The 24,670-nt window shown below is 46.3% G+C and carries 20 protein-coding genes and 1 riboswitch; of the genes, 18 read left to right on the top strand and 2 right to left on the bottom strand.

The features are described from left to right. Window positions 1-1,501 (top strand): phenylalanine--tRNA ligase subunit beta (gene pheT, locus ACJMLT_RS08920; RefSeq protein ID WP_405729670.1); only part of this gene is annotated, 1,501 nt, incomplete at its 5' end. Window positions 1,502-1,671: 170 nt separating this feature from the next. Here the strand turns inward: pheT and ACJMLT_RS08915 are convergent. Continuing rightward, window positions 1,672-2,553 (bottom strand): DegV family protein, encoded by an 882-nt coding sequence (locus ACJMLT_RS08915; protein WP_405729667.1) that lies wholly within the window; start codon window positions 2,551-2,553, stop codon window positions 1,672-1,674. Between the two features lie 246 nt (window positions 2,554-2,799). On the opposite strand from ACJMLT_RS08915, the gene ACJMLT_RS08910 reads away from it, so the two are divergent. Together ACJMLT_RS08910 and ACJMLT_RS08905 are read left to right on the top strand one after the other, a co-directional pair. Continuing rightward, complete coding sequence (locus tag ACJMLT_RS08910) at window positions 2,800-4,962, top strand: DNA topoisomerase 3 (RefSeq protein ID WP_405729664.1); 2,163 nt, start codon at window positions 2,800-2,802, stop codon at window positions 4,960-4,962. A gap of 54 nt (window positions 4,963-5,016) precedes the next feature. Next, entirely contained in the window at window positions 5,017-6,297 is a 1,281-nt protein-coding gene (locus ACJMLT_RS08905; protein WP_405729661.1) for a methionine gamma-lyase family protein, read from the top strand. Between the two features lie 18 nt (window positions 6,298-6,315). Here the strand turns inward: ACJMLT_RS08905 and ACJMLT_RS08900 are convergent, their stop codons facing one another. Next, a complete protein-coding gene (locus ACJMLT_RS08900) occupies window positions 6,316-7,851 on the bottom strand; it encodes a putative polysaccharide biosynthesis protein (protein ID WP_405729658.1) in 1,536 nt (511 codons plus the stop codon). A gap of 188 nt (window positions 7,852-8,039) precedes the next feature. Continuing rightward, a riboswitch (glycine riboswitch) is annotated at window positions 8,040-8,170 on the top strand. A gap of 175 nt (window positions 8,171-8,345) precedes the next feature. Here ACJMLT_RS08900 and ACJMLT_RS08895 point away from each other — a divergent pair. From ACJMLT_RS08895 to ACJMLT_RS08825, 15 genes are all read left to right on the top strand, one after another. After that, complete coding sequence (locus ACJMLT_RS08895) at window positions 8,346-9,668, top strand: APC family permease (protein ID WP_405729655.1); 1,323 nt, start codon at window positions 8,346-8,348, stop codon at window positions 9,666-9,668. 489 nt (window positions 9,669-10,157) lie between these two features. Continuing rightward, window positions 10,158-10,625, top strand: coding sequence for a Na+/H+ antiporter subunit E (locus tag ACJMLT_RS08890; RefSeq protein WP_405729653.1), 468 nt, complete (start codon window positions 10,158-10,160; stop codon window positions 10,623-10,625). Then, window positions 10,622-10,963: a monovalent cation/H+ antiporter complex subunit F gene (locus ACJMLT_RS08885; protein WP_405729650.1), complete on the top strand. Its 342-nt coding sequence runs from the start codon at window positions 10,622-10,624 to the stop codon at window positions 10,961-10,963. The genes ACJMLT_RS08890 and ACJMLT_RS08885 overlap by 4 nt, the downstream gene beginning before the upstream one ends. Then, window positions 10,954-11,265 (top strand): monovalent cation/H(+) antiporter subunit G, encoded by a 312-nt coding sequence (mnhG, locus tag ACJMLT_RS08880; RefSeq protein ID WP_405729647.1) that lies wholly within the window; start codon window positions 10,954-10,956, stop codon window positions 11,263-11,265. Before ACJMLT_RS08885 ends, mnhG begins: the two co-directional genes overlap by 10 nt. Continuing rightward, complete coding sequence (locus ACJMLT_RS08875) at window positions 11,262-11,525, top strand: hydrogenase subunit MbhD domain-containing protein (RefSeq protein WP_405729645.1); 264 nt, start codon at window positions 11,262-11,264, stop codon at window positions 11,523-11,525. Before mnhG ends, ACJMLT_RS08875 begins: the two co-directional genes overlap by 4 nt. A 4-nt stretch (window positions 11,526-11,529) precedes the next feature. After that, complete coding sequence (mbhE, locus tag ACJMLT_RS08870; RefSeq protein ID WP_405729642.1) at window positions 11,530-12,450, top strand: hydrogen gas-evolving membrane-bound hydrogenase subunit E; 921 nt, start codon at window positions 11,530-11,532, stop codon at window positions 12,448-12,450. A gap of 2 nt (window positions 12,451-12,452) precedes the next feature. Continuing rightward, a complete protein-coding gene (locus ACJMLT_RS08865) occupies window positions 12,453-12,827 on the top strand; it encodes a sodium:proton antiporter (RefSeq protein WP_405729639.1) in 375 nt (124 codons plus the stop codon). A 1-nt stretch (window position 12,828) separates the two neighbouring features. Then, complete coding sequence (locus ACJMLT_RS08860; protein ID WP_405729636.1) at window positions 12,829-14,340, top strand: complex I subunit 5 family protein; 1,512 nt, start codon at window positions 12,829-12,831, stop codon at window positions 14,338-14,340. A gap of 23 nt (window positions 14,341-14,363) precedes the next feature. Continuing rightward, window positions 14,364-15,830: a complex I subunit 5 family protein gene (locus ACJMLT_RS08855; RefSeq protein ID WP_405729633.1), complete on the top strand. Its 1,467-nt coding sequence runs from the start codon at window positions 14,364-14,366 to the stop codon at window positions 15,828-15,830. A 19-nt stretch (window positions 15,831-15,849) separates the two neighbouring features. After that, window positions 15,850-17,328: a complex I subunit 5 family protein gene (locus ACJMLT_RS08850; protein WP_405729630.1), complete on the top strand. Its 1,479-nt coding sequence runs from the start codon at window positions 15,850-15,852 to the stop codon at window positions 17,326-17,328. A gap of 17 nt (window positions 17,329-17,345) precedes the next feature. Further along, window positions 17,346-19,313 (top strand): complex I subunit 5 family protein, encoded by a 1,968-nt coding sequence (locus ACJMLT_RS08845; protein WP_405729627.1) that lies wholly within the window; start codon window positions 17,346-17,348, stop codon window positions 19,311-19,313. Window positions 19,314-19,442: 129 nt separating this feature from the next. Next, window positions 19,443-20,513: an FAD:protein FMN transferase gene (locus ACJMLT_RS08840; RefSeq protein ID WP_405729624.1), complete on the top strand. Its 1,071-nt coding sequence runs from the start codon at window positions 19,443-19,445 to the stop codon at window positions 20,511-20,513. A 13-nt stretch (window positions 20,514-20,526) separates the two neighbouring features. After that, on the top strand, window positions 20,527-20,844 hold the full coding sequence (locus ACJMLT_RS08835) for a hypothetical protein (protein WP_405729621.1): 318 nt from the start codon (window positions 20,527-20,529) through the stop codon (window positions 20,842-20,844). 94 nt (window positions 20,845-20,938) lie between these two features. Continuing rightward, the gene (locus tag ACJMLT_RS08830; RefSeq protein ID WP_405729618.1) at window positions 20,939-22,258 is read left to right on the top strand and encodes an SPFH domain-containing protein; all 1,320 of its coding nucleotides are present in this window, start codon (window positions 20,939-20,941) and stop codon (window positions 22,256-22,258) included. Window positions 22,259-22,272: 14 nt separating this feature from the next. After that, window positions 22,273-24,195, top strand: a complete 1,923-nt coding sequence (locus tag ACJMLT_RS08825) for a 5'-nucleotidase C-terminal domain-containing protein (protein ID WP_405729615.1) — start codon at window positions 22,273-22,275, stop codon at window positions 24,193-24,195. The last annotated feature ends 475 nt before the right edge of the window (window positions 24,196-24,670 follow it).

Below are 24,670 nucleotides of genomic sequence, written 5' to 3'. Positions count from 1 at the left end.
CGGCGTAGAAAGAAATCTGGATCCTTCCATGCTGGTGATTGCAGACCCTGAAAAAGCAGTTGCCATCGCAGGTGTTATGGGCGGCGAAAATTCCATGATCGTAGAAGGTTCTCAGGCAGTTCTGTTTGAATCTGCAAACTTCGATGGCCCCAACGTTCGTATCACAGCGAAAAAAGTTGGTCTGCGTACAGACGCATCCAGCAAATTCGAAAAAGGTCTGGATCCCAATCTGGCTCTGGAAGCAGTAAACCGTGCCGTTCAGCTGGTGGAACTGCTGGGCGCTGGTGATGTAGTTCCCGGCGTGGTAGATGAATACCCCAACAAGAGAGATACATGGGAACTGTCCTATGATCCCGCTTGGATCAATAAATTCCTGGGCATCAACATTTCCGAAGAAGAAATGCAGAAGATCTTCGAAAAGATCGAACTGAAAGTAGACCCCGTGAACCATGTGGTAACAGTACCCACCTTCCGTCCCGACCTGGAAGCACAGGCTGATCTGGCAGAAGAAATCGCTCGTTTCTACGGCTATGGCAAGATCGAAGCGACTCTGGCTTCCGGCACACCTACAGTAGGTAAGAAAACATACGAACAGTCCATTGCCACACTGGTGAAAGATACTGTGATCGCAAACGGTCTGTGCGAAGCAATGACATACAGCTTCGAAAGCCCTAAGGTATTCGATAAACTGCTGATCCCTGCTGACAGCGAACTGAGAAATGCCATCGTGATCTCCAACCCTCTGGGTGAAGATTTCTCTATCATGAGAACCGTATCTATCAACGGTATCCTGACTTCTCTGGCAACTAACTATAACAGAAGAAACGAAAGTGCCGGTCTGTTTGAACTGGCACGCGTTTATATCCCTGAATCTCTGCCTCTGGTAGATCTGCCTCACGAAATCCCCACACTGACAATGGGTATGTACGGCAACATGGATTTCTATGATATGAAAGGTATCGTAGAACATCTGATGAGCGTTCTGGGTATGACAGATGTAGCAGAATATGTTCCCGAAAAAGGCCTGTCCTGGATGCATCCCGGCAGAACAGCTTCCGTTGTTGTAAAAGGCGAAACAGTAGGTTATCTGGGTGAACTGCATCCTGCAGTTGCGAAAAACTACGGCATTGGTACAAGAGCATATCTGGCAGTGATGGATATGGAAAAACTGACATACTATGCAAACAGAAGCGTGGTTTACAAAGCACTGCCTAAATTCCCTGCCATCACAAGAGACATTGCGATGCTGGTGAAAGAAGATGTAACCGTAAAAGAAATCGCTGATATCATCAAAGCAAACGGCGGTGCATATCTGGAAGAAGTAAAACTGTTCGACGTTTACCAGGGTGCACAGATTGAAGCAGGCTGCAAATCCGTAGCTTACTCCATTGCATTCAGAAGTGCAGAAAAAACACTGTCCGATACAGATATCGCAGATGCTATGGATGCGATCCTGAAAGAACTGGCAGAAAAACTGGGCGCACAGCTGAGAGATAAATGATTCTTCGAGGGACATTGTCCCTCGAGCTCCCTGCGAGGGGAATCATTCCCCTCGACCCCGATTTGCAGAAACGAGTGTTTCTGCGTAAAAGAGGAAGTCGGGAGTTTCAATAAAATTATATACAAAAAAAATCCCGCTTGAGCAAAGCGGGATTTTTTATATTTGAATGATTATACGAACTCATATTTTTTCAGCATACAGATGGCAATGGGAGTAGGGCCAATGTGAGAACCGATGGTGATCCCAACTGTCCATACATCTTCCTGTACGTCATAGCCTTCTGCCTGCAGTTCTTTTACAATTTCCACGGCGTTTTCATGGCGTTCTTTTTCACCGCGCACCAGAATGATACGGTACTGGTCTTTTTCAGCGCCCATTTTTTCTTTGGACAGATCCATGATAGTTTTCAGCGCTTTTTTAGAACCGCGCACCTTGCTTTCGGGCTGCAGTTCGCCGTCTCTCATAGCAATGATGGGCTTGATATTCAGAATTGTACCGGCCATGGCAGAGGCTTTGCCGATTCTGCCGCCTTTCTGCAGATGTTCCAGAGAGTCAACGGTTACATACAGGCAGGCGGATTCTTTCAGCGCATCCAGTTTCTCAGCTACTGCATCGATGGAAAGACCAGCATCTCTCATGCGGCATGCTTCCAGCACCATCAGGCCTTCACAGCCTGTTGCGCATGTGGTGTCAATGACTCTGATGATGCGGTCGGGATAGTCGTCTGCCAGAATATTGGCTGCATTGACAGCGCTGCCGTAAGAACCGCTGAATTTAGAGGACAGGCACAGACAAAGAACGTCATTGCCTTCCTTCAGTGCAGGTTCCATAGCATCCATATAAGCCTGTACAGAGGGCAGGGATGTTTTAGGGAACAACTTTTCTGCGTTGATCTTATCATAAAAGGCTTCAGGTGTGATGTCTTTCAGTTCTTCCAGATAATTTTCCTGATCAAAGGAAACGTTAAAAGGAACGTAAGTTACGTTTTTTTCTGTAAAAACTGCTGCGGGCATGTCGCAGGATGTATCTGCAATGATTTTAAATGTATTCATAGGATTACCTCCAAATAATCAGTCTAATGGGATTCTATCTTATTATTCTACTGGGGAATCTATGAGGTGTCAACAAAAACGGTAACGCTGTGATGTAGTAAAACATACTACATTGCAGGATATAAAAACTGTAAGAAATGGAATGTTGTATCAGTCATAAAAAAGAGAGGGAAGAAGGGATTTGTTTTTTTGTAAGAAGATGTTATAATATATATTTGTGTAAATCAAAGGAAGGAGGAAGGGAAAATGGGGAAAATACTGGTCATTGCCGAAAAACCTTCGGTGGCAAGGGATATTGCCAGGGTGCTGAAAGCAGGGCAGAAGGGCGATGGATGCCTGATCGGGGAAAACTATGTGGTTTCCTGGGCAGTAGGCCATCTGGTCACGCTGGCAGAACCAGAGGATTATGATGAAAGCTATAAAAAATGGAACTTTTCCGCATTGCCGATCCTTCCGGATGAAATGAAATTAAAGGCCATCAGACAGACGAGAGATCAGCTGAAGATCCTGCATAAATGGATGAACAGCGGGGAAATCGACAGTCTGATCTGCGCCACCGATAGTGGACGGGAAGGGGAACTGATTTTCCGATATATCTATGATATTACTAAATGCAAAAAGCCCTTTGAACGTCTCTGGATCAGCAGTATGACGGAAGAAGCCATTAAGGAGGGTTTTGCGACCCTGAAAAACGGTGCAGAGTATGATTTGCTGTATTCCTCTGCCAAATGCCGTTCCGAAGCGGACTGGCTGGTGGGGATGAACGCCACCAGAGCCTATACTCTGCGCTATGGTGCCCTTCTGAGTATCGGCCGCGTGCAGACACCGACGCTTGCGCTCATTGTAAATAAACAAAAAGAAATCGATGCTTTTGTGGCAGAAGATTATTTTGAGGTACAGGCGGATTTTGGTGGTTTTACGGGCATGTGGATCGATCAGGAGGAACATACTCGTATTGAAAAAGAAGAAACGGCGAAGGAGATCGCTGCGAAGGTCAGCGGCAAAGAGGCGACCATTACCAAGGCAGAAAAAGAAGAAAAGAAAATGCCGCCGCCGCTCTTATATGACCTGACAGAACTGCAGCGCGACTGTAATAAAAAATTCGGCTTCTCCGCAAAGAAAACACTGGATATCGCCCAGAATCTTTACGAAAAGCGAAAAATGATTACATACCCCAGAACGGACAGCCGCTATCTCAGTGACGACATGAAGGGGAAGGTACATCATACTCTGCGCAGGCTGAACGAACTGGAGGAATATATGCCTTATACCCAGCCTTTGTCGGGAAATGTTTCCTTTACAAAACGAATCATCGATAACAGTAAGGTGACAGATCACCATGCCATCATCCCTACCGATGGGAAACTTCGTTTGGACAGCCTGACGGAGGAAGAAAAGAAGGTCTTTTCTCTGGTGGCAGCAAGATTCCTTGCGGTGTTCTATCCTTATTATAGATATGAAACCACGAAGGTTTATGCAGAAGCCGAGCAGGAACGGTTCCTTTCCAAAGGCACAGTGGTTCTGGAGGAAGGCTGGCAGGCGGTGGAAAAAGCTCTTGTGCCTGCTGCGGTTTCCAAGAAGAAGAAAAAAGACGAGGAAGAACAGAAGCTGCCTGCCCTTGGGGAAGGGGAACAGCGGAAGATCGAAAAGGCCGTGGTGCAGAAAAAGAAGACCAAAGCGCCCACACCTTATACGGAAAGTTCTCTCCTTTCTGCCATGGAAAATGCGGGACGATTTGTGGAGGATGAAGCCCTGAAAGAGCAGATGAAGGACAGCGGTCTGGGCACACCTGCCACAAGGGCGGCCATCATTGAACGTCTGCTGACGGTAGGCTATATCGTCCGCAAAGGGAAAACCCTTGTGCCGACAGAAAAGGGGATGAAACTCATTGAGGTGGTTCCCGTTGAAATGAGTTCGCCCCAGACCACGGGGAAATGGGAAAAAGGCCTTTCTTCCATTTCCAAAGGGAATATGACAGAAGAAAAATTTATGGCAAGCATCCGCAGATATGTGCAGTTCCTGATTCAGGATGCGGCATCGGGCAGAAGGGCGGATGTGGTTTTTCCAGAAGAGCAAATCCGCGGGAAGAAGAGAAAGATCAATGCTTTTGGGAAATGCCCTCTTTGTGGTCGGGATATACTGGAAAATACAAAATCTTTCTACTGCGCCGGCTGGAAGCATGGCTGCAAATTTTCCCTCTGGAAAGACAGCCTGACCCCTTATGGGCTGACTTTGGACGGCGGCATGGTGAAACTGCTGCTGAAAAACGGCAAAACCGAGCGGATGTCTGTTTCTCTGCCCCAGACTGGAGAAAAGGGAACGGCAGTCCTTATTCTGAATAAAGATAAGGGTGGTCAGATCGAGATCATGGATTTTACCCGTCAGGTTGCAGAAACGGAAAAGATTTGATATGATTCCATATTGTGAGTGAAGATACATCATTGAAATAGATTGGAGAATAACATGGAAAATATTTATGGTATGCTGGGCATTTCCCCCGAAGTGGAAGCCTTTGGCAATGAAATTCTGAAAAATCTGAAAGAACGTTTTGAAAAAATCGATGCAGTGGCAGAATATAATCAGGCGAAGGTTCTGAAAGCCATGCAGGCAGAACGTGTAGACGGTGCATGCTTTGCAGGTTCCACAGGCTATGGTTATAATGACAATGGCCGTGATAAACTGGAAGCGGTATATGCAAGATGCTTCAACACAGAAGCAGCACTGGTGCGTCCTCAGATCACATGCGGTACCCACGCTCTGGCCATTGCCCTGAGTGCAAATCTGGTGCCCGGCGATGAACTGCTTTCTCCCGTAGGCAAACCTTACGATACACTGGAAAAAGTAATCGGGACAGTGCCTTCTCCCTGCTCCCTGATGGAGTATGGCGTGACATACAGACAGGTGGATCTGCTGGAGGATGGTACATTTGACTACGAAAATATCAGAAAAGCCATCAATGAAAAAACAAAACTGGTGACCATCCAGCGTTCCAAAGGTTATGCCATGCGTCCCACTTTCTCTGTAAAACAGATCGGCGAACTGATCGCTTTTGTAAAAGAGATCAAACCCGATGTAGTCTGCATGGTAGATAACTGCTATGGGGAATTTGTAGATGTGATCGAACCTTCTGATCTAGGTGCAGATATGATTGTAGGCTCTCTCATCAAAAACCCCGGCGGCGGTCTGGCTCCTATTGGTGGTTATATCTGCGGCAAACAGGAATGCATCGACAGATGCGCCTATCGTCTGAGTGCCCCCGGTCTGGGTCAGGAAGTAGGTGCTTCTCTGGATCTGAACAGATCTCTGTATCAGGGTTTCTTCCTGTCTCCTACAGTTACTGCAGGTGCGCTGAAAGGTGCGGTGTTTGCGGCAAATATCTATGAAAAACTGGGCTTCCGCGTGATCCCTAACAGCACAGAACCCCGCCACGATATCATTCAGGCGGTAGAACTGGGCAGCGGTGCAGCCATGGAAGCATTCTGTCAGGGGATTCAGGCAGCGGCTCCGGTAGACAGTTATGTAACACCCATTCCCTATGCGATGCCCGGCTATACCTGTGATGTCATCATGGCAGCGGGTGCTTTCATTCAGGGTTCTTCCATCGAACTGAGTGCCGATGGCCCCATCAGAGAACCTTATTCTGTATATTTTCAGGGCGGTTTGACATGGTTCCATGCCAAAACAGGGATCCTGATGTCTCTGCAAAAACTGTATGAAGCGGGTCTGGTTGATCTGAATAAATAAAAAACAGAGTTGGCTGAATCATGGCCAACTCTTATTTTTTGGGAACAGGATATGAAATTCTTTAGCGGAAAGACAGCCAAGAACAAAAAGAAACAGAAGATATAAGATACCCATAGCAGTCAATGAACCGAGGAACAGGAATTTGGATGGTTCGGAAATGCGTATAAAGTACTTGGTCAGAAGGCCTGCGGCAGCGCCTGCCAGCATGGGCTTTAAAAAGCAGTTATATACGGAAGGGAATGCTCCTGTCCGCTTCCAAAGCAGATAAAGTGCTGTCAGAACAGAAAACAGCAGACTCAGAGCCCATCCTCCGAGGAAAGCTGCGATCCCATATACAGGCATGGCAAACCAGATGACAGCAATACAGATGAGGGAGGAAAGGATGTTGTTCCAGAACAGGAAAAACTGTTCACCCAGTCCATTCAGCAGACCGTGTAATGTGGTCTGGGCATACAAAAATGGACAGAGAAAGGCAAGAGGGAACAACACCTGCCCCAGTGCCGTGCGATTGTAAACGATATAGCAGATCTCTTTCGGAAAAACAGCAAATAGCGCTGCTGCCCCAAAGCCGATGATGAAAGTAAAAAGGAACGTAGCGGAAACGGTACGGGTGATGCGGGTGTCCTGTTTTACGGCACTGGCTTCGGAAATTTCCGGCACCAGAGAAACAGAGGCTGCCATCAGGCAGGCAGAAGGGAGCAGGATCAGGGGCATTGCCATCCCGGTCAGTTCCCCGTATGTAGCAAGGGCCTGGGCGGTGTTCTGTCCATGTAACTGCAGCTGTCTGGGGATCAGCAAATTTTCCGCCGTAGCCAGTAGGGAGGCGGAAATGCGGGAGGCAGAAAGGGGAACTGCCATGGCAAGGATCATGGAGAGAGCCGCAGCAGAGGACAAAGTAGGCTTTCGCGTGAACCGATGCCTTCTTTTATAATGGAGATAATTCCATACGGTAAAGCCGCAGGAAAGCAATTCTCCTAGAAAAATACCGGCAACGGCGGCCATACAGGCATAGGAAAGACCGAGGGGAACAAAGATGCCTGCCAGAAGATAGATGGTCAAAATGCGGACGGTTTGCTCCAGAATCTGAGAAACGGCAGGAATGAAGGTTTCCTGCATGCCAAGAAAAAAGCCGCGAAAACAGGATCCGGCAGCCATAAAGGGAATGGCAAAGGCCAGCAGCCGCAGAGGCTGTGCGGTACGCCCGTCCTGAATAATATAGGAAGCGATTTCTTCGGCACCAAAAAACAGAAGAAAACTGAGCAGAAAGCTGATGCCCAAAGAAAGGCAGACCGATTGTTTCACGATACGCCCGATATTTCCGTTCTGGCCGCGGATGTGTTCCTGGGCGGTCAGACAGGAAATGGTGGTGGTAAATCCTGCGGAGGTGATGCTCCATGCCAGTCCGTAAAGAGGGAGGATCATCTGATACAGCCCCATGCCTTCGGCTCCGATGGCATTCGATAGAAAAACACGGTTGAAAAATCCCATGCATTTTGTGATAAGATTAGCTGCTGTCAGGATCAGTGTGCCTGTGATAATGGTTTTTCGGCTCATGGGCGGTCTCCTTTTAAGGTCTGGTCATCATAAATATATGGGAAAGGGCATAGAAATAGTCATATATAAAAAGGATGTTAAGAAAAATAAAATTTTTTAATGTCACAATAAAAAATTTTATCAAAGCTATTGACATAATTTTGACGATAAAGTATAATGAAGTCGCAGTAAAAAGTACATAGAGCCAGTTGAAGCAAAAGGGAGATTTCCTCGCAATCATACATACAATCATTTTTTCTTTGAGGAAAACCGATGGAGCAATCAAAAAGAAGAGCCGTCTTTTTGAGAAACTTTCAGGTGCAAAGACCTTTTGTGGATGGGACTCTGGAAAGTGCTTGGTTTTACCATAGCCGCCGTAGAAGTAAAGCTTTCAGGTAGAGATACAGAGGACATATCGGCAGAATAAATATATTATTTTTATGCCGTATGTCCTTTTTATATTCATGAAGGCTGGTGTTTTATGGTAAAACAACCAAAAAAAGGAGGAAGGAAAAATGAGTAACAACGCAACAGAAATGAAGAAGGAACTGGGCATGGGCGCGGCAATGGCTACAGTAGTAGGCTGCGTTATCGGTTCCGGTGTATTCTTCAAACCCACAGCAATGTACACAGCAACAGCTGGTGCACCCGGTCTGGCTATCGTAGCTTGGATCGTAACATCCATCATGTGTCTGTGTGCGGCAATGACATTCGCAGAAATCGCAATCCTGATGCCCGAAACAGGCGGTATGCCCGTATACCTGAAAAGAGTATTCGGTGAAAAAGCAGGTTTCCTGTGCGGGTGGATGCAGACAGTAATCTTCTACCCCGGTCTGGTAGCAGCGCTGGGCGTAGCTGTAGCAAACCAGGCAAAACTGTTCATCGGTGACGGTATGGTAGTTCCCGTAGCTATGGCATGTATCCTGATCATGGTTATCCTGAACTGCATGGGTGCTAAAGTAGGTGGTGCTGCACAGTCCATCTTCACAGTAGCAAAACTGGTTCCCCTGGTACTGATCATGATCTTCGGTTTCATCAGAGGTAACGGTAACCCTATCTTCGATCCCATGCTGGGTGAAGGCCTGTCCATGGGCTCTGTAATGGGTCAGCTGATGATCGCTGTACTGTTCGCTTTCGAAGGCTGGACAAACGTTGGTGCGATCGCCGGTGAAATGAAAAACCCCGGTAAAGACCTGCCTAAAGCTATCGTTGGTGGTGTAGCACTGATCATGGCTGTATATGTAATCATCAACCTGGCTTACCTGTGGGTACTGCCTGCTGATGTAATGATGAATCTGGAATCTCCCGCTTCTGCAGTAGCTATGGAAATCTTCGGTGATATGGGTGGTAAATTCGTATCCGTTGGTATCATGATCTCTGCTGGCGGTGCTTGTAACGGTTTCATCCTGTCCGGTTCCCGTACAGCTCTGTACATGGCAGAACAGGGCGACCTGCCTTGCAGCAAAGCTCTGTCCAAAATCTCTAAAACAGGCGTTCCCGCAAACTGCATCTACCTGATCGGTGTTCTGGGGGCAATCTACGCTCTGTCCGGTCAGTTCGACCTGCTGACAAATCTGGGTACCTTCGTAGGCTGGGTATTCTACACACTGACATTCGCAGCTGTTATGGCTTACAGAAAACAGGCTCCCGATGTAGAACGTACATATAAAGTGCCTCTGTATCCCATCATTCCCATCATCTCCATCGCATCCGGTTGCTACGTTCTGATCAACCAGCTGTTCATGTGTGGTATGGGTACAACAATGATCGCTGCTGGCGGTATTGTTCTGGTACTGCTCGGTCTGCCCGTAAGAGCAATCTTCTGCAAAAAGAAATAATTGATTGCAGATCATACATTGTAAACGTTTTGCTTTATAATATATAATTTCCCGAAGAAAGACACATCTATGGATGTGTCTTTTTTCATATCTTCATAAAAGGCATGCTGCGGCATGTCTTTTTTTCTGAAAAAAGCATTTGACGATATAAAACGGGGCAATCCTCATTTTTCTGGAGATAAAAAATATAATTTCTTGTATAATATGTTGAATATATCAACAAAAACTACTTCTTCTGTAATTGAAATGCACAATGAAAATGTCGAAATAAAGAAAGTGTTAGGAAATAAATCGTGACTTCGCACTAAACATCTTGACAATATTTGCATATTCCTTGATAATGTATTATGTTAGGCTATGAAGAGTGGCTTAGACTGTGCAAAATTCGACAAAAAACGGAACATCAGCAGATTGCTCCTCATCTTATTGTGCACAGCGGACATTTTTCAGAGCAAAGGAAATATATGCTTGTGCAGGAAGGATGGTTCAATGTATTTCTTATTGTTACTGCTGTGGATGATTTTCAACGGCAGAGTGACACTTGAAGTGTTCCTCTTTGGTGTTGTGATCTGCGGCTGGCTGTACTGGTTCATTTCCAAACACATGGGCTACAACTATAAAGATGAGATTCGTTTCGCAAAGAAGACACCTCTCTATCTGAAATATGCTGTAACTCTGCTTTGGGAAATCGTGAAAGCGAATATTGATGTGATCAAGATCATTCTCAATCCGAAACTGGAAATCGAACCTGCAATCGTTAGATTCCGTACAGACCTGGAAAGTGAAGCGGCGCAGGTGATGCTGGCAAACTCCATCACACTGACACCCGGTACTTACACAGTTGGTCTGGAAGATGGTAACTATGTTGTTCAGGCTCTGGATAAGAACAAATTCGGCGAAGGTCTGGATGATTCTGTTTTCGTAAAACAGCTGAGAAGGTTGGAGGGTAGAAAATGAGCGAAACAATGCACTTTATTTTAGAAGTCGCTATGTGCGTGTTTGCGATCTGCATGCTGCTGGCATTCAGCCGTGCGGTAAAGGGTCCTCGTTATACTGACCGTATCGTTGCTATCAATATGATCGGTACGATGACGACAGCAACCATCTGTATCCTTGCTGTTTATCTGAACGAATCCGCACTGATCGACGTTTCTCTGGTGTATACACTGCTGTCTTTCCTTGCAGTAGTTGTGATGTGTCATGTGGTTACACTGCACCATAAAGGTCGTCTGCTTTTCTTGAGCAGAAAAGATCAGAACGATAAAGAAGAGGAGGCGAAGGAAGAATGCCGGTAAGAGAAATCATTGCAGCGATCTGCATCATCATTGGTCTGCTTGTTTTCCTTTGCGCTACCTTTGGTGTTTTCCGTCTGAAATATGTAATGAACAAAATGCATGCAGCAGCCCTAGGCGACACAATGGGGCTCTTCATGGTAGTAATTGGTCTGATCATTTTGAGCAGCAATGTATTTATCATTGCGAAATTCATTCTGATCATTCTGTTCTTCTGGCTGACCAGCCCTATTGCCACACACATGCTGGCAAAGGTAGAACTGTTGACCAATAAAAACGCTGAAGAAAGGATGAAGGATAAATGAGCGATTTTAGTATTATGATCCAGATGATCCTGGTCGTTTTCCTGATCATCAGTGCCATCGGCGTTTCTGTCACAAAGAATCTGTTTATGGCTGTTATCGTTTTCATGGGCTATAGTTCCATCATGGCGATCGTATGGCTTTTCCTGGAAGCCCCCGACCTGGCGATCACAGAAGCGGCCGTAGGCGCAGGTGTTGACACAGTGCTGTTCTTCCTGACACTGAAGAAAGTACATGCACTGAAAGGCACAAGGGAGGGTTGATGGCATGAGCGAAAATAAATCCTTCTGGGAGAGATTGAAAAGTTGGATCGATGGTGACGAGGTGATCATCAATGCAGATGAATATATCTCTACCAGAGAAAGAAAAGACAGAGTAATTGGCGAGAAGTCTCTTGGTGAAAATCATGCTCCCGCTGAAACATTGCGCTCTAATTCTACATTATATCGTATCCTGTGTGTTGCGATTACAATGTGCTTTATCGTAGTAATGCTGAGAGTAGTTATGGATCTGCCTATGTTTGGTGATCCTGGCAGCATTACAAACAATGAAGTAGCAGCCCGTTATCTGGAAAAAGGGATCGAAGAAACCGGTGCGATTAACTTTGTAGCAGGCATGATCCTGGACTACCGTGCATTCGATACATTTGGTGAATCCAACGTATTGTTCATGGCGGTCATCGGTGTTCTGATGCTGCTGCAGAGAGATCATAAAAATGCCAGCGCAGTGGAAGATAAGGAAATGGCAGAGGACGAAGTGTTCGATTCTCAGGATTCCAAAACAATCCTGAAACTGGGCGCAAAATGTCTGGCTCCTATCGTAATCCTGTATGGTATTTATGTTGTACTGAATGGCCACCTGTCTCCTGGCGGTGGTTTCTCCGGCGGTTCCATCATCGGTGCCGGCCTGATCCTGTATTCTGCGGCTAATGGCCATAAGAAAATGCAGACATTCTTTACAATCAAAACACTGACAAAGATCAGTGTTGCCTGTCTGCTGACATACTGCGGCTGTAAGAGCTATTCCTTCTTTACAGGTGCAAACCATGTTGGCTGGGAAATTCCCAAGGGCACACCCGGTAATATTCTGAGCTCCGGCTTTATCCTGCCTCTGAATATCTGTGTAGGTCTGGTCGTAGCTTGTACAATGTATGGATTCTATGCGTTATTTACAAAAGGAGAAATCTGATTATGGGTCATTTGCTGACAAACTATTATGAAGCAGCATCAGTAATCCTCTTTGGCATTGGATTCATGAATCTGCTTCTGCAAAACAACTTGATCAAAAAATTCATTGGTTTAAATATTATGGATACTGCTACATATCTTTTCCTGGCGGCAAAGGGTTATGTATTCGGCAGAATCGCACCTATCCTGACAAATGGGATCGTTGATGCGGAATACTATATCAATCCCATCCCCGCAGGTCTGGTTCTGACAGGTATCGTAGTATCCGTATCTGTAACTGCGTTCTCTCTGGCTCTGGTTCTGAGACTGTACAAACATTACGGCACTCTGAACATGGACGAGATCCTTCGCATGGTAAGAGAGGAGGAAGGGGAATAATATGGAGCATCATCTGAATTTAGTACATAATATACCTTTCTTCAGCATCTTCTTTGCCATGTTCTGCGGTATCATCACACCACTGATCAAAAGTGGCCGTGTTGCAAGATATGTACACGGTGTAATGGTAGCTATTGTTGGTGTGCTGTCTGTGGTTCTCTTGGTAAATGTTGTGCAGAATGGGGAAACTTTCACATTCATGATGGGTCACTTCCCCGCACCTTGGGGTAACGAACTGAGAGTAGGTCCTCTGGAAGCACTGCTGGCTGTTCTGATCAGCGTGGTTATGTTCCTGACAATTACAGCAGGCAGTGAACAGCTGTTTAAGGAAATTGTTCCTGAAAAACAGAATTTTTACTTCATTATGATGAATGCGACTTTCGGCGCAATGCTGGCGATGACATATACAAACGACTTGTTCACCGCTTACGTATTCATCGAAATCCTGACCATCGCATCCTGTACGCTGATTCTGGCGAAGGGGACAAAACAGGCCATCGTTGGTACTACACATTATCTGGTATTCGGCTGTGTGGGTTCCGGTCTGTTCCTGTTGGGTGTATGTATCCTGTACGGGATCACAGGCCATCTGCTGTTCCCTCAGATCAGAGAAACCATTGCAATGCTGATGGAAACAGGGGAATTCCGTTTCCCTCTGATGTTCGTTGTAACACTGATGTTCGTTGGTCTGGGTATCAAGAGTGCATTGTTCCCGTTCCACTCCGCACTGCCTACCGCTTATGGTTCTACTATGACAACCTCTAACGGTATCCTGTCCGGTCTGGTTCTGAAAGCTTATATCATTCTGGCGATCAAACTGTGTCTGGAAGTATTCACACTGGAAACACTGGTGGAACTGAAAATTGCAGACATCATGTTTGTTCTGGGCGTACTGGGTATGGTCATGGGTTCCGTTTATGCGGTACATGAAGGCCGTATGAAACGTATGCTGGCATACTCATCTGTAGCGCAGATCGGTTACATCTTCATGGGGATCGGTCTGGGTTCCGTGGCAGGTATGATCGCAACACTGTTCCATGTATTTGCCCACGCTGCAACAAAATCCATGCTGTTTATCTGCTGTGGTTCCTTCATTGAAGATGCAGACGGCAAGGAACAGCTGGAAAATCTGAAGGGTGCTGCCCACAGAAATCCTCTGGCGGGTATCGCCTTCACAGTGGGCGCTCTGTCTATGATCGGTGTGCCTCTGTTTGCAGGCTTTATCTCCAAACTGTATTTTGCGATCGCTGCGGTCGAAATGACAGGGGTGAGAATGGTTCTGGTTCTGGCAGCCCTGGCTGTTTCCATGATCCTTAACGCTATGTATTTCCTGCCTTCTGTTATCGCTATCTGGTCTAAACCTAAGGAAGAATTCAAGAAAGCACAGATTTCTCCTCTGTTTGCAGGAGCGATGGTTCTGTTTATCGTTGTTAACTTTGTATTGGGTATCGGCTACCGTCCTATCGTAGAAGTGATGGAAATGGGTATCGAACTGATGCAGATGGTATTGTGATGAGAGGATGAGGTGAGAAAATAATGAGCGGAAATGTACTTTTGCTGCTCCCGATGATTTTACCTTTTATTTTTGGTCTCATCATTGGCTTCCAGAAGGAAGAAAAGCAGCGTAACACTTTGGTCTTTATCGCAATGGCAGTGGAAGCAGTTCTGGTTTGGTACCTGTGCATGGGTGACCATTCCGCAACCATGTGGACACTGACTGACCGTCTTTCCATTGCTTACCATACGGATGGTCTGGCAAAATTCTTTGCCTGTCTGATCAGCGCCATCTGGCTGATCGCGGCAGTATTCTCCATGGAATATATGAAACATGAACAGAAACCCGAACGTTTCTTCATGTTCTATACATTCTCTCTGGCGGCACTGATGAGCCTGTGTTTCTCCGAAAATATGATGACACTGTATCTGTCCTATGAATTTATGACAGTTCTGACGGTTCCTCTGGTTATTCATACAGGCACACCCGAAGCGGTAAGTGCCGGTCTGAAATATCTGGGTTATTCCATTTTTGGCGCAGGTCTGGGTCTGATGGGCTTCTTCTTCCTGAATACCTACTGCGACACAACTTCCTTCATTGCCGGCGGTACACTGAATATGGCACTGATCGAAGGTAAGGAAAATATGATGCTGATCGTATTCTTCCTGATGATTCTGGGCTTCGGCTGTAAAGCGGGTATGTTCCCTCTGCATGCTTGGCTGCCCACAGCGCACCCCGTTGCGCCTTCTCCTGCATCTGCAGTCCTTTCCGGTATCATCACAAAGGGTGGTGTAATTGCCATCATTCGTGTGACATATTACCTGTTTGGTGCAGACTTCCTGCGTGGTTCCTGGGCACAGACAGCTGTGCTGATTCTGTCCATCATTACGATCTTCATGGGTTCCATGCTGGCTTATAAAGAAAAACTGCTGAAGAGAAGACTGGCTTATTCCACCGTTTCCAACGTTTCCTATGTTGTATTCGGTCTGATGCTGCTTTGTCCCGCGGGTTTTGTGGGTGCACTGTTGCAGGTTGTTTTCCACGCAGTTGCAAAGAACATTCTGTTCCTTTGCGCCGGTGCTATCATTTACAAAACACATAAGACTATGGTTGCTGATCTGAAGGGGATCGGGAAGGAAATGCCTATTGTTATGTGGACATTCGCTTTTGCGGCTCTGTCTCTGGTAGGTATCCCTCCCACAGCTGGTTTTGTAAGCAAATGGTATCTGGCACAGGGCGGTCTGCTGCCCGAAATGGGCGTTGTAGGCGTTGTTGGTGTTGTGATGCTGATGGTTTCTGCGCTCTTGACCGCAGGTTATCTGATGTCCATTGTTATGAAGGCATTCTTCCCCGGCAAAGACTTCGATTATGCAAACCTGAAAAGCAAGGAACCGAATTATCTTATGACGGTACCTCTGGTACTGCTGGCAGTTGCAGTAGTTGGTTTCGGCATTATGCCCACACCTCTGCTGGATGTTATCGGCGGTATCAGCGGAATGATTTTCTAAGGGAAAGGGAGGAAACATTATGAACGCATTTGCGACATTGTTACCGGTGATCTTTCCGATCATTGCAGGCGCTTGTCTGCTGCCGGTAAAATTTGCGGACAGAAAGTCCCGTGAAAGAGTAGTGCTGCCTATCGTTGTACTGAATGCGATCTTCGCTCTGTATGCAATCTTCGGCACAGGCTGCCCTGAAGTGACACTGTTCCAGTTCAGCGAAAAACTGTCCCTGACACTGCATGTGGATGGTCTGTCCAAAGTATTTGGCACAATGGTATCTCTGCTGTGGATCGTTACAACAGTTTACGCATTTGAATACATGACACATGAAGGCAATGAAGATAGATTCTTCTCCTTCTTTATCATGACATTTGGTGTCGTTGTCGGTATCGCTTTCGCTGCGAACTTCCTGACAATGTACCTGTTCTACGAATTCCTGACACTGGTGACACTGCCTATCGTTATGCACCAGTTCGACAACAAATCCAGACATGCCGGTAAAATGTATGTACTCTACATGATGTTCGGTGCATCGCTGGCATTCATCGGTTTTGTATTCGTTTATATGTTTGGTACAACAACAGCCTTTGTACCCGGTGGTGTGCTGGATCCTGCTCTGGTGGCAGGCCACGAAACCACATTATTGGCTGTATTTGTAATGGCATTCTTCGGTTTCGGCGTAAAAGCGGCAGTATTTCCTTTCTACCGCTGGCTGCCCAAGGCATCCGTTGCGCCTACACCAGTTACAGCGCTGCTGCATGCCGTTGCTGTCGTTAAATCCGGTATCTTCGCCATCATCCGTCTGACATACTATGCTTTCGGTACTTCCTTCCTGGTTGGTACATGGGCACAGAATGTTATGCTGATCTTTGCGGCGATCACCATCGTGTTCGGTTCTACAGTAGCCCTGAGAACTCCTCACGTAAAAAGAAGATTTGCTTATTCTACAGTTTCCAACCTGTCCTACATCATTTTCGGTATTGCCGTAATGACTCCTGCAGGTCTGGCCGCTGCAATGCTGCATATGGTTTACCATGCAGTCATCAAGATCACACTGTTCTTTACGGCTGGTGCAATCCTTTACAAAACACACAGAGAATATATGTATGAAATCGAAGGCTTCGGCAAATACATGCCCGTTACCTTTGCGGCTCTGTCCATCACAGGTCTTGGTCTGGTAGGGGTACCTCCTTTTGCCGGCTTCAACAGTAAATGGGCACTGGCATCTTCCGCAGTTGCAAGCGGCAATCCCGTATCCTATATCGGTATTGTTGCCCTGATCCTGTCTGCACTGCTGACAGCACTGTATGTATTCTCTATCATCATCAGAGCGTATTTCCCCAGAGAAAAGGAATACCCTGCGGATTATTACCACCATGTATCTGATCCCAACAAATACATGACAATCCCTTTGATCGTTCTGACAATCGTTTCCGTAATCATGGGTCTGTTCCCCGATGCACTGCTTGATATCATGAACGGTGCAATCGCGGGTATCGTATAAGAAAGGGGGAGTAAAGAATGGAACATAGTGTAGTTACAAGTGCTGTATTACCATTTTTGGTATTCTTTCCTTTCCTTGGTGCTGTAGTTGGGTATGTGATCGGCAAAAACAACAAAGGCGCCCGTGATATCTGGGCTTGGCTTCTGAGCGCCATCGTTTTTGTGGCTTCTCTGATGCTGATCGGTAAGGAAACAGTTTTTGAGATCCCCAATTTCTGCGGTCTGGGTATCAGCTTTATGGCCGATGGTTTTGGTGTGATCCTGGCAGTGCTGACATCTGCGATCTGGCTGGTGACAACGCTGTTCTCCAAAGAATATATGGCAGATAACAGAAACAGAAATCGTTACTATCTGTTCGTATTCCTGACATTGGGTGCGACTATGGGCATTTTCCTTTCTGCGGATCTGTTCACAACATTTATCTTCTTCGAAATCATGTCCTTCACTTCTACAGTGCTGGTTATTCATGAAGAAGATGACCATACCATCCGCTCTGCATATACCTATATGACAGTAGCGATCATCGGTGGTCTGGTCACACTGATGGGTCTGTTCATGATGTATCAGATGGCTGGCACATTGAATATGGCAGAACTGACAGCATTCATGGCTCAGCAGGATGACAAAACTGTGTATTATGCAGTAGGCGTTCTGATCCTGTTTGGTTTTGCTGCAAAAGCGGGTCTGTTCCCGCTGCATATCTGGCTGCCTAATGCATACAGTGTAGCACCTGCGCCTTCCAGCGCACTGCTCTCCTGTATCCTGACAAAAACAGGTGTGTTCGGTACAATCATCGTGAGCTGTAAACTGTTCATGCATGACGCCCAGTGGGGTAACCTGATCCTGATTCTGGGTATCATCACTATGGTTATGGGCGCAGTTCTGGCGGTATTCTCCGTAAACCTGAAGAGAACACTGGCATGCTCCTCCATGTCCCAGATTGGTTTTATCATCATCGCCATCGGTATGCAGGGTCTTCTGGGTGAACATAATGCACTGGCAGCTTCCGGTACATTCCTGCATTTCCTGAACCACTCTCTGTTCAAACTGCTGCTCTTCGTTGGCGCAGGTGTCGTGTTCATGAACCTGAAGGAACTGAACCTGAACAAAATTCGTGGTTGGGGCAAAGACAAACCTCTGCTGAAATTTATCTTCCTGATGCCTATCCTGGGGATCGGCGGTATCCCTCTGTGGAATGGTTATATTTCCAAAACTCTGATCCATGAATCTATGGTAGAGTACATTCACATTCTGGAAGAAGCAGGTCAGTCCGTAGCATTCATGAAATGTGCAGAAGCACTGTTCCTGTTCTCTGGTGGTCTGACACTGGCTTACATGACAAAGATCTTTGTATGTATCTTCCTGGAAAACAACCCTTACGGCGCTCCTCAGTCCGTAAGAAAAGGCCCTTATATCAGCAAAATGATGGCTGTGATCCTGGCAGTGATCGCGATCTGTCTGCCTGTACTGGGTTGTCTTCCTCACCAGACACAGGATGTTCTGGCGGCAATGGGCGCGCATTACATGAACGCGCATACACCCGACCATGCAATCCATTACTTTGCATGGGTGAACCTGAAAGGTGCTGTCATCTCCATCTGCGTTGGTGCTGTGGTTTACTTCCTGTTTGTACGGAAAGTACTGATGAGAAAAGATGCAAACGGCAACGTAGTATATGTTGACCTGTGGCCCGAATGGTTCAATATCGAAAACAGGGTCTATCGTCCTCTGCTGCTGGGTGCACTGCCTTTTGTCGGCGGTTTCTGTGCAAGACTGGCAGGCAGTCTGATGGATGGTATCATCTCTATCCTGCGTATGCTGATCTTCAACGATGATAACGGTCGCGTGATTCCTCCTGAAGATAAATATTTCTCTGCATACACAGACTTCGAAGCAGACCACGAAATGTATCGTGAAGGCTTTGCAACCAGCTTGCTGCTGATCGGTATTGGTCTGACAATTGCAACCATTTATGTAATTGTATAATTTTAAAATGCAAGCCTCTGTCCGAAAGGACAGGGGCTTTTTCATTCGCACCACCTTTTTGAAAACGTTGACTTTATATCCTGCGGAAGGTAAAATAATACTATCTATAACTGAAAAAGGAGCAGGAAAATGAACCTGAAAAAAATATTGGCATTGGGGCTGACAGCCGCGCTTTTCTTTACAGGATGTGCAGAAAGAAGAGAAGCGGCCCAGCAGATGCTGGAAAATCAGAAAATGGAAAACAGACATGAGGCAACGTCTTTTGCCATGGATACCATTATGACCTTTACTGTGATCCATGAAGATGGGGATGAACTCATCATAGATGCAGAACAGGAAATCAGAAGACTGGAAAATCTCCTGTCTATTACGTTAGAAGACAGTGATGTATCAAAAATCAATGCAGCAGCAGGGAAAGAGCCTGTGAAAATTGAAAAGGATACCATGACTTTGCTGGAAACAGGCAAAAATCTCGGTGCCATGACAGGAGGGGCTTTTGATATTGCAATTTCTCCTGTGGTGAAAGCATGGGGCTTTACAGAAGAAGAGCATCATGTTCCCACACAGGCGGAACTGGATGCATTATTACCCCTGACAGATGCGGATGATGTGATTCATGAGAAGGGAACAGCATATCTTCAGAAAGAAGGTATGGCCATAGATCTGGGCGGTATCACTAAGGGATATGCATCCGATCGGGTGGCAGCTCTGCTGAAGGGAAAAGGTGTGGAATCGGCGATCCTTTCTCTGGGTGGCAATGTCTATGGCATCGGCACAAAGCCCGACGGTACAAAATGGGAAGTTGCGCTGGCAAATCCTTTGGATGCCAATGATTACTGCGGTCTGATCTCCATTGAGGATCAGGCGGTAGTCACATCCGGCGGCTATCAGCGTTATTTTGAGGAAAACGGCAAAAAATATCATCATATCATCGATCCTAAAACGGGATACCCTGCAGAAAGTGGACTGCTTTCCGTAACGATCATCAGTGAAAGCGGTACAGAGGCCGATGTATTTTCAACAGCTCTGTTTGTAATGGGTCTGGAAAAGGCGTTGGATTTCTGGCAGGAATATGGTGGTTTTGAAGCGATCTTTGTAACAGAGGCAGGCGAAGTGGTTGCAACGGAAGGGGCAGATGCATGCTTTGCTTTCGAAGGCAGAGATAATGATTTCACCTATCGTATGGTGGAAAGAAAATAAAGGAGGAAAAGATATGTGCAAATGTAAAGAATTTCTGGATAGTTTTACTTTTGAATGCGACTGGAAAGATCTGGGACTGATGGGTCTGTGCGTAGGTTCTCTGGGTTCTCTGGCAGGTATGCTGGTGCCTGAAAAATATAAGAACGCAGCAGCCTTTGGTGCAGGCACAGGCTTTTTCCTGTCTGCCATTGCATTTACAGTGAAATGCATTGAAGCAGCAAGATATGATGAATTTGACGAATATGAAGACTTCGAAGCATGGGAAGAATGGGATGACGAAGACGAAGAAGAAGGCTTCGTGATGAAAATTACAGCGGAAGAAGCAGAATAAGGATCATTTGGTCAAAGGAAAGGGTTTTCGAGGAGCTTGCTCTTTTGAAAATCCTTTTTTGCTATAAAAATGTCCTTTTGAAAGGAGAATGGTTATGGGTATTTTGAAAGTTGGCGTGGGCGCAGCTCAGGGTGTATTGGCAGATGCATGGAGAGAGTATTTTTACTGCCCTTCCATGGAAGCGGATGTTCTGGTGCAGAAAGGGGAACAGCGTCAGTCCAAACGTGGTTTCAATACAAAGAAAAGTGAAAACATTATTTCCGACGGTTCGATCATTGTGGTCAATGAAGGCCAGTGTATGATCATTGTGCAGCAGGGGGAAGTGGTTGAGATCTGCGCGGAAGCCGGCGAATTTGTATATGATAATAAAACGGAACCCAGCATTTTTGCGGGCAGCCTGAAGGAAAGCGTTGTCGATACATTCAAACAGTTTGCAAAACGTGTGACATTCGGCGGCGATACCGGCGGTGACCAGAGGGTATATTTCTTTAATACAAAAGAAATTCTGGGCAATAAATACGGCACGGCAAACCCCGTTCCGTTCCGCGTGGTGGATACGAATATTGGGTTGGATATTGATATTTCCATCCGCTGCCATGGGGAATATGCCTATAAAATTGCAGACCCTGTTCTGTTCTATAAAAATATTTGCGGCAACGTGGAGGGGGCTTATACCAGAGATAAGATCGATTCTCAGCTGAAAAGCGAAATGCTGACAGCACTGCAGCCTGCCTTTGCAAAAATTTCCGCCATGGGCATCCGCTACAGCATGCTGCCCGGCCATACTATGGAACTTTCCAAGGCATTGAATGAAGTGCTGGCGGAAAACTGGGGCGGCAGATACGGCATTGAGATCACTTCTGTCGGCGTGAACAGCGTGAAGGCTTCCGACGAAGATGAAGCCATGATCAAAGATCTGCAGAGAAATGCCACACTGCGTAATCCCAATATGGCGGCGGCGCATCTAGTAAGCGCGCAGGCAGAAGCCATGAAGGCGGCGGCAGACAACCAGAATGCAGGGCCGATGATGGCTTTTGCAGGCATGAATATGGCAGCACAGGCAGGGGGCGTAAATGCATCCCAGTTGTTCCAGATGGGAGCGCAGCAGCCTGCACAGCCCGCACAGCAGGCCGCTCCTGCAGCAGATGGCTGGAACTGTGCTTGTGGTGCAACAGGTAACAAAGGCAATTTCTGCGTGGAATGCGGGGCAAAGAAACCTGCGGCAAATTTCTGGACATGTGCCTGCGGCAGTCAGAATAAAGGGAAATTCTGCTCCGAATGTGGTGCGAAGAAACCTGCGGATGCACCTCAGTACAAATGTGATAAATGCGGTTGGGAACCTGCAGATCCCAAACAGCCACCTCGTTTCTGTCCCGAATGCGGGGATCCTTTTGGGGAAGAAGATCAGATCTGAAAGAAGGGATATTGATGAAGCAGCATAATAAACTGATTTCGATTCTGCTGGCGGCAGCAATGACAGCATCGCTGTCTGTTCCTGTTCTGGCAGCCGATAAAGATATTACGGTATTTTATACCAATGACATCCATACATATATCAACAATGCCGTGGATGATGCGAATGGGCTGACTTACTCCAAGGTGGCAGCTCTGAAGGACAGCATTCCCGAAGCCATACTGGTAGATGCCGGTGACCACCTGCAGGGCACCGCCTATGGGGAAATGGACAAAGGAATGACGATGATCGACCTGATGAATGCAGCTGAATATGATCTGGCAACTTTTGGTAACCATGAATTCGATTATGGCATGCAGAGAACTCTTACGGCTATAGATGCGGCAGAATTTGAATATATTTCCTGTAATTTTACGCATGAAGAAAATGGCATGGCAGGGGATGCCGTTGCAGAAGGATGGAAGATGATAGAAGCAAAGGGTGAAAAGGTCGCTTTTATCGGTATTACCACACCGGAAACCATTACGTCCAGCACACCAAAATATTTTATGGATGATGCAGGAAACTTCATCTATGGGTTCCATCGAGATGCTGATGGCTCTGCACTGTATAATGTCGTACAGAAAAATATCGATGAAGCAAAAGCTGCTGGTGCTGATCATATTATTGCTTTGGGGCATCTCGGCGTAGATCCTTCTTCTGTTCCGTGGACGAGCCGTGCAGTGATCGCCGCAACGGAAGGGCTGGATGCATTCATTGACGGCCATTCCCATACGACGATCCCTATGGAAGAGGTAAAGGATAAAAATGGCGATACAGTCATTCTGACACAAACCGGTTCTTACCTGAGTGCAATCGGTAAAATGACGATCTCTGCAGAAGGGATCCGGACGGAACTGCTGTCAGGGGAGGCTCTGGCTGGTCTGAAGCCTGATGCAGAGGTGAAGGCGCTGGAAGATGCATGGATCTCTGAGATCGAGAAACAGCTGGGTCAGGTCATCGGTTATGCAGAAGTTACGCTGGATAACTACGACGAAAACGGAAAAAGACTGGTTCGCATGCAGGAAACAAACAGCGGTGACTTTGCGGCCGATGCGCTGTATGATCTGTTTGATGAAATGGATATGGATGTAGATATTGCTGTGATGAACGGCGGCGGTATCCGAAATAATGCCCTTACAGGGGAATTATCTTATAATAGCTGTAAGGTGATGCATCCTTTCGGTAATGTGGCCTGCCTTCTGGAGGTAACAGGGCAGGAACTGCTGGATATGCTGGAATGGGCAAGTAAAGATCTGACTGCTGAAGGAACTTCGGAAAGCGGCAGTTTCCTCCATGTTTCCGGGGCAAAATATACGCTGGATCTTTTGAAAACCTCCACGGTGCAGCAGAATGTCAATGGCATCTGGACAGGCGCACCTACGGCTGGCTATCGTGTAAAGGCACTGCAGATTTTGAATAAAGAAACAGGAACCTATGAACCGGTAGATCTGCAGGCGAAGTATCGTCTGGCGGGATACAACTATACCCTGCGCGATTTGGGCGGCGGCTTTGATATGCTGAAAGATGCTGTAAATGTACTGGATTATGTGGCAGAGGACTATATGGTTCTGGCAAATTATATTCAGTCTTTCCCTGTGGATGAAGAAACAGGACTGCCTACCATTACTGCAGCCGATGGATATGACAATCTTTATGGAGAAGGACGTATCACGATCCTGACAGAGGCATCTGCGGCAGAAAATGAAGAAGAAAAAACAAAGGCAGAAAGTGTTGTGGAAAGATTCTACGAAGCAGTAAAAGGGGATTCTCTCTGGAAAATCTCCCGCAGCTTCTATGGTACAGGAACAAGATGGCAGGTACTTTATGATGCAAACAGAGGACAGCTGTCTTCTCCTGATATCTTGCAAATCGGGCAGAAACTTCTGATCCCGTAAAAATATTTCAATAGAATTTGCTGAAAACGAAAGACCCCTTTTGAAAGGAAGGGGGCTTTCGTTTTTTATTTTATTTGTTTTCACTGCCATTTGAACAATCGCTTTTCCGCAAAAGAAATCATGCCATACATTAGGGCAGACAGAAACGCGAGGATTAGTACGGACAGAAGCACTCTGCTCATCTGGAATACCTGGGCATATAAAGAGATAAATCCGAAAAAGGTATATAATATGTCCAAAATATCTCATGAGACGAAACACCTGTTGCATGTAAGTGATGGAAAAACGTCATTTAGCTAATACAAGTTATAGGTGAGCATATTACTGATAAATGCTGAAGATATGATGGAACCTGCATTTCTTCTGATTTCTAAACGTTGAAAATTTTTCAAAAATGAGAATTTGTTTCAGTCGGCTAAATCAACCAAGAGTTGAGGGGGACAAACAGACGCAAAATGGCCGGTTTTTGCTTTAT

Source organism: Anaerotignum sp., from assembly GCF_045122575.1.
Classification (GTDB): Bacteria; Bacillota; Clostridia; order Lachnospirales; family Anaerotignaceae; genus Anaerotignum_A.
This window is presented reverse-complemented; position numbering and strand designations above follow the sequence as displayed.

Excerpts from the sequence above, each read along its gene's own strand:
- mnhG (WP_405729647.1), top strand. The coding sequence starts at position 10,954 with ATGCCGGTAAGAGAAATCATTGCAGCGATCTGCATCATCATTGGTCTG.
- ACJMLT_RS08865 (WP_405729639.1), top strand. The coding sequence starts at position 12,453 with ATGGGTCATTTGCTGACAAACTATTATGAAGCAGCATCAGTAATCCTC.
- ACJMLT_RS08825 (WP_405729615.1), top strand. The coding sequence starts at position 22,273 with ATGAAGCAGCATAATAAACTGATTTCGATTCTGCTGGCGGCAGCAATG.
- mbhE (WP_405729642.1), top strand. The coding sequence starts at position 11,530 with ATGAGCGAAAATAAATCCTTCTGGGAGAGATTGAAAAGTTGGATCGAT.
- ACJMLT_RS08890 (WP_405729653.1), top strand. The coding sequence starts at position 10,158 with ATGTATTTCTTATTGTTACTGCTGTGGATGATTTTCAACGGCAGAGTG.
- ACJMLT_RS08835 (WP_405729621.1), top strand. The coding sequence starts at position 20,527 with ATGTGCAAATGTAAAGAATTTCTGGATAGTTTTACTTTTGAATGCGAC.
- ACJMLT_RS08895 (WP_405729655.1), top strand. The coding sequence starts at position 8,346 with ATGAGTAACAACGCAACAGAAATGAAGAAGGAACTGGGCATGGGCGCG.
- ACJMLT_RS08860 (WP_405729636.1), top strand. The coding sequence starts at position 12,829 with ATGGAGCATCATCTGAATTTAGTACATAATATACCTTTCTTCAGCATC.
- ACJMLT_RS08855 (WP_405729633.1), top strand. The coding sequence starts at position 14,364 with ATGAGCGGAAATGTACTTTTGCTGCTCCCGATGATTTTACCTTTTATT.
- ACJMLT_RS08845 (WP_405729627.1), top strand. The coding sequence starts at position 17,346 with ATGGAACATAGTGTAGTTACAAGTGCTGTATTACCATTTTTGGTATTC.
- ACJMLT_RS08875 (WP_405729645.1), top strand. The coding sequence starts at position 11,262 with ATGAGCGATTTTAGTATTATGATCCAGATGATCCTGGTCGTTTTCCTG.
- ACJMLT_RS08905 (WP_405729661.1), top strand. The coding sequence starts at position 5,017 with ATGGAAAATATTTATGGTATGCTGGGCATTTCCCCCGAAGTGGAAGCC.
- ACJMLT_RS08885 (WP_405729650.1), top strand. The coding sequence starts at position 10,622 with ATGAGCGAAACAATGCACTTTATTTTAGAAGTCGCTATGTGCGTGTTT.
- ACJMLT_RS08830 (WP_405729618.1), top strand. The coding sequence starts at position 20,939 with ATGGGTATTTTGAAAGTTGGCGTGGGCGCAGCTCAGGGTGTATTGGCA.
- ACJMLT_RS08910 (WP_405729664.1), top strand. The coding sequence starts at position 2,800 with ATGGGGAAAATACTGGTCATTGCCGAAAAACCTTCGGTGGCAAGGGAT.
- ACJMLT_RS08915 (WP_405729667.1), bottom strand. The coding sequence starts at position 2,553 with ATGAATACATTTAAAATCATTGCAGATACATCCTGCGACATGCCCGCA.
- ACJMLT_RS08850 (WP_405729630.1), top strand. The coding sequence starts at position 15,850 with ATGAACGCATTTGCGACATTGTTACCGGTGATCTTTCCGATCATTGCA.
- ACJMLT_RS08900 (WP_405729658.1), bottom strand. The coding sequence starts at position 7,851 with ATGAGCCGAAAAACCATTATCACAGGCACACTGATCCTGACAGCAGCT.
- ACJMLT_RS08840 (WP_405729624.1), top strand. The coding sequence starts at position 19,443 with ATGAACCTGAAAAAAATATTGGCATTGGGGCTGACAGCCGCGCTTTTC.